4 protein-coding genes and 1 tRNA gene are annotated in these 4273 nt (G+C 67.3%); 4 read left to right on the forward strand and 1 reads right to left on the reverse strand.

The genetic code is table 11. The features are described from left to right. Nucleotides 1-209 precede the first annotated feature (209 nt). Nucleotides 210-815 carry a PilZ domain-containing protein gene (locus ACT4N8_RS05065; protein WP_444857046.1) on the forward strand — a complete coding sequence of 202 codons (606 nt, stop codon included), beginning with the start codon at nucleotides 210-212 and terminating at the stop codon, nucleotides 813-815. A gap of 22 nt (nucleotides 816-837) precedes the next feature. On the opposite strand, the gene ACT4N8_RS05070 is transcribed toward ACT4N8_RS05065, so the two are convergent. Further along, nucleotides 838-911, reverse strand: a tRNA-Gly gene (locus ACT4N8_RS05070). A 100-nt stretch (nucleotides 912-1011) separates the two neighbouring features. Here ACT4N8_RS05070 and ACT4N8_RS05075 point away from each other — a divergent pair. The 3 genes from ACT4N8_RS05075 to nhaA are packed head-to-tail and all read left to right on the forward strand — an operon-like array spanning nucleotide 1012 to nucleotide 4196. Further along, nucleotides 1012-1314, forward strand: coding sequence for a DUF485 domain-containing protein (locus ACT4N8_RS05075; protein WP_444857047.1), 303 nt, complete (start codon nucleotides 1012-1014; stop codon nucleotides 1312-1314). Further along, on the forward strand, nucleotides 1311-2918 hold the full coding sequence (locus ACT4N8_RS05080) for a cation acetate symporter (protein ID WP_444857048.1): 1608 nt from the start codon (nucleotides 1311-1313) through the stop codon (nucleotides 2916-2918). The genes ACT4N8_RS05075 and ACT4N8_RS05080 overlap by 4 nt, the downstream gene beginning before the upstream one ends. Before the next feature lie 6 nt (nucleotides 2919-2924). Next, a complete protein-coding gene (gene nhaA / locus ACT4N8_RS05085) occupies nucleotides 2925-4196 on the forward strand; it encodes a Na+/H+ antiporter NhaA (protein WP_444857049.1) in 1272 nt (423 codons plus the stop codon). The last annotated feature ends 77 nt before the right edge of the window (nucleotides 4197-4273 follow it).

Consider the following 4273-nt stretch of genomic DNA (forward strand, 5'->3'; position numbering starts at 1 on the left):
AGCGGAGCGCGGGCGCGAGCTTCGTCGGGGCGTTCATGAACGGCCGGTTAGCCCAAAGTGGTAAGCAAGCGGTGAACATCGCGCCACCGCGCGTTCGGAAAGAACGGTGGTCCCGGTAAGCACTTCTGAACGCCCTTCTCAAGCAAAAGAGGGTCAAGACAAGACCATTACCTGGGGGCGGGAAGTAGATGCTGGCACGGGAACAAGTCGTGGAAACGAGCTTCTCATTTTCGAATCTGGTGCCGGACCCGCCGGAGCGCCGGCAGCAGGAGCGCCACATCAAGATCCTGCGCGTCGGCATCGTCGTGATCGACGGCCGCCGCGAGCTCTGCCTGATCCGCAACATCTCGGCCGGCGGGCTGATGGCGCATCTCTACACCAGGGTGCAGCCCGGCCAGCGGGTCAGCGTCGAGCTGAAGACCCATCAGGAGGTTTCCGGGCGGATCGTCTGGGTGCGCGAGGCCAATGCCGGCATCGCCTTCGACACGCCGGTCGACATCGCCGATCTGCTCGCCAATCCGGCCGTGCTCGACAATGGCTGGCGCGCGCGCACGCCCCGGATCGAGGTCGACCGGCTGGCGACGCTGCGCGCCGGCGCCCGCACCCAATGGGTCCACACGCGGGACATTTCCCAGAGCGGAGTGAAGATCGAGCTCGACGAGCCGCTCGACATCGGCGCCGACGTCGTCGTCACGCCGGAGCATTTCCGCCCGGTCGCCGGGGTCGTCCGCTGGCAGAACGGCCGCGCCTGCGGCATCGCCTTCAACCAGCTGATCCCGCTCTCCGAGCTGATCGACTGGCTGAAGCGCTCCTAGGCTCCGCCGGCCGCGCAAGAGCTGGAGCGGGTAGCGGGAATCGAACCCGCGTCACAAGCTTGGAAGGCTAGTGCTCTACCATTGAGCTATACCCGCGCCGGGCGGCGCCTCCTGCCACCTGGGGGGCGGGATCGTCAACCGCAAGGCTGGCCCTCGCCGCTTTAGCTGCTATGCGAACCTCCGCAGAGGGGACGCGATGGACCGCATCGGTGAGATCAGGGCGCATCCGGGCTATCGGGCGCTGGTCCGCACCCGGCGCCGGCTCGCCTGGACGCTGTCGGCGGTCATGCTCGCCGCCTATTTCGGCTATATCCTGCTGATCGCCTTCGATCCTCAATGGCTGGCGACGCCGATCGGCGGCGGCGTCACCACGATCGGCATCCCGATCGGGCTCGGCCTGATCCTGCTCGGCATCGCCTTGACCGCGCTCTACGTGCGCCGTGCCAATCGCGATTTCGACGCGCGGCTGGAAGCGATCCTGAAAGACGCCGCCGAATGAACTGGACGGCGATCGTCATGTTCGGCGGCTTCGTCGCGCTCACCTTGTGGGTCACGCGCTGGGCGGCGCTGCGGACCAAGACTGCCTCGGCCTTCTACACCGCGGGCGGGGGCATCACCGGCTTCCAGAACGGGCTTGCCATCGCCGGAGACTATATGTCCGCCGCCTCCTTCCTCGGCATCTCGGCGCAGATCTTCGTCGACGGCTATGACGGGCTGATCTACTCGATCGGCTTTCTCGTCGGCTGGCCGATCATCCTCTTCTTGATGGCCGAGCGCCTGCGCAATCTCGGCCGCTTCACCTTCGCCGACGTCGCGTCCTACCGGTTCGCCCAAGCCCCGGTGCGCAGTTTCGCGGCGGTCAGCACCCTGATCGTCGTCGCCTTCTACCTGATCGCGCAGATGGTCGGCGCGGGGCAGCTGATCCGGCTGCTCTTCGGCCTGCCCTATACCTATGCGGTGATCATCGTCGGCACCCTGATGGTGGTCTACGTCCTGTTCGGCGGGATGATCGCGACCACCTGGGTGCAGATCATCAAGGCGGTGCTGCTCCTCTCCGGCGCGACCTTCATGGCGATCATGGTGATGGCCCAGTTCGGCTTCTCGCTCGAAGCCCTGTTCGCGCGCGCCGTCGAGGTGAAGACCGGCCTCGCCGCGGCCGAGGGCGCCGGTCCGGCCGAGGCGGCGGCGCGCGGGCGATCGATCATGGGGCCGGGCAATTTCATCCGCGATCCCATTTCCGCCATCTCGCTCGGCATGGCGCTGATGCTCGGCACGGCCGGGCTGCCGCACATCTTGATGCGCTTCTTCACCGTTCCGGACGCCAAGGAGGCACGCAAGTCGGTGCTCTGGGCGACGACCTGGATCGGCTATTTCTATCTGCTCACCTTCATCATCGGCTTCGGCGCGATCGTGCTGGTCGCGACCAATCCGGATTTCCTCAATGCCGAAGGCGGGCTCCGCGGCGGCGGCAACATGGCCGCGATCCACCTCGCCGACGCGGTCGGCGGCGATCTCTTCCTGGGCTTCATCTCGGCGGTCGCCTTCGCTACCATCCTCGCGGTGGTCGCCGGGCTCACGCTTTCGGGCGCCTCCGCAATCAGCCACGATCTCTACGCCACTTTGATTCGCAAGGACGCGGCCGAGACCGGCATGGAGCTCAAGGTGTCGCGGATCGCCACCCTCGTCCTGGGCGTGGTCGCGATCCTGCTCGGCATCGCCTTCGAGACCCAGAACGTCGCCTTCATGGTCAGTCTCGCCTTCGCGCTCGCCGCCTCGGGCAATTTCCCGGTGCTTTTCCTGTCGCTGATGTGGGGAGGCATGACGACGCGCGGGGCGGTGGCGGGCGGCCTGCTTGGCGTCACGGTCGCCCTCGTCCTTACCATCCTCTCGCCGGCGGTGTGGGTCACCGTGCTCGGCTATTCCGAAGCGCTCTTCCCTTATTCCTCGCCCGCTATCTTCTCGGTGCCGCTCGCTTTCGTCACGATTTGGCTGGTCTCGCTCCTCGACCGCAGCCCGCGCGGGAGACAAGACCGCGCAGGCTTCGCAGATCAGGAGGTGCGCTCCGAAACGGGGGTTGGAGCCTATCGCCCAAGCATGCATTAGGGCTTGATGACGACGCCCGAGCCGCTCCCGATCCTGCGCACCCCCTCCGCCCTTCGCCACTTCCTCGCCAGCGAGGCGGCGGGCGGGATGCTGCTGATGGCGGCCGCGGCGCTGGCGCTGATCGTTGCCAACAGCCCGCTGGCTGAGGATTATCACCATTGGCTGGAGATGGCGGTCGGTCCGGCCCTCTCGGCCAAGCTGGGCCCGACCACCCCGCATCTCCTGATCAACGACGGGCTGATGGCGATCTTCTTCCTGCTGGTCGGGCTCGAGATCAAGCGCGAGTTCGTCGACGGACGGCTCTCGACCTGGGACCGGCGCCGGCTCCCGGTCATCGCCGCGGCGGCGGGTATGGCGCTGCCTGCCTTGGTGTACCTGCTCCTCGCCGGCGGCACGCCCGGATTGGCGCGCGGCTGGGCGATTCCCGCCGCGACCGACATCGCCTTCGCGATCGGCGTGCTCGCCTTGCTCGGCAAGCGCGCGCCGACGTCGCTCAAACTGTTCCTCACCACGGTCGCCATCGCCGACGATCTCGGCGCGGTCGTCATCATCGCGCTCTTCTACACCGCCTCGCTCGATTTTATCGCGCTGGCGGCTGCGGCGGCGATCCTCGCCGGGCTCTGGCTGCTCGCGCGCAGCGGGGTGCTGAGCCTGTGGGTCTACGGCATCGGCGCCGCCGCGCTCTGGTATGCGGTCTTGCTCTCGGGCGTCCACGCCACCGTGGCGGGCGTGCTGGCCGCGATGGTAGTGCCGATCGTCAAGACGCCCGGCGCGCCCGACTCCGCCCATTCGCCGTTGCACCGGCTCGAACATGCCCTGTCGCCCTGGGTCGCCTTCCTGATCGTCCCGATCTTCGGCTTCGCCAATGCGGGGGTCCATCTGAGCGGCCTCGGGTCCGAGGCGCTGCTCGCGCCGCTGCCGCTGGCGATCGCCGCCGGCCTGTTCCTCGGCAAACAGCTCGGCATCTTCACCGCGGTCCGGCTCTGCTGCAAGATGGGGATGGCGCCGCCCTTGCGGGGCGCGACCTGGGTGCAGGTCTACGGCGTCTCGATCCTGTGCGGGATCGGCTTCACGATGAGCCTGTTCATCGGCACCCTCGCCTTCCCGGGCAATGCGCTGCTGATCGAGGAAGCCAAGGTCGGCATCCTCGCCGGCTCCTTCCTCTCCGCGGTCGCGGGCTTCATCGTCCTGCGTTTCGCGGCGCCCCATCCGGGCTATGTGCGCGAAGAAGCGGAAATTTGCGCCGAGATCGACACCGACGGCGATTGCGCGCGCTAGTCTGAGGAGAATGGTGGACAGGGCTGGATTCGAACCAGCGTAGGGGCAACCCCGGCAGATTTACAGTCTGCTGCCTT

Origin of the sequence: Sphingosinicella sp. (assembly GCF_052387495.1) — a bacterium.
GTDB lineage: Bacteria > Pseudomonadota > Alphaproteobacteria > Sphingomonadales > Sphingomonadaceae > Allosphingosinicella.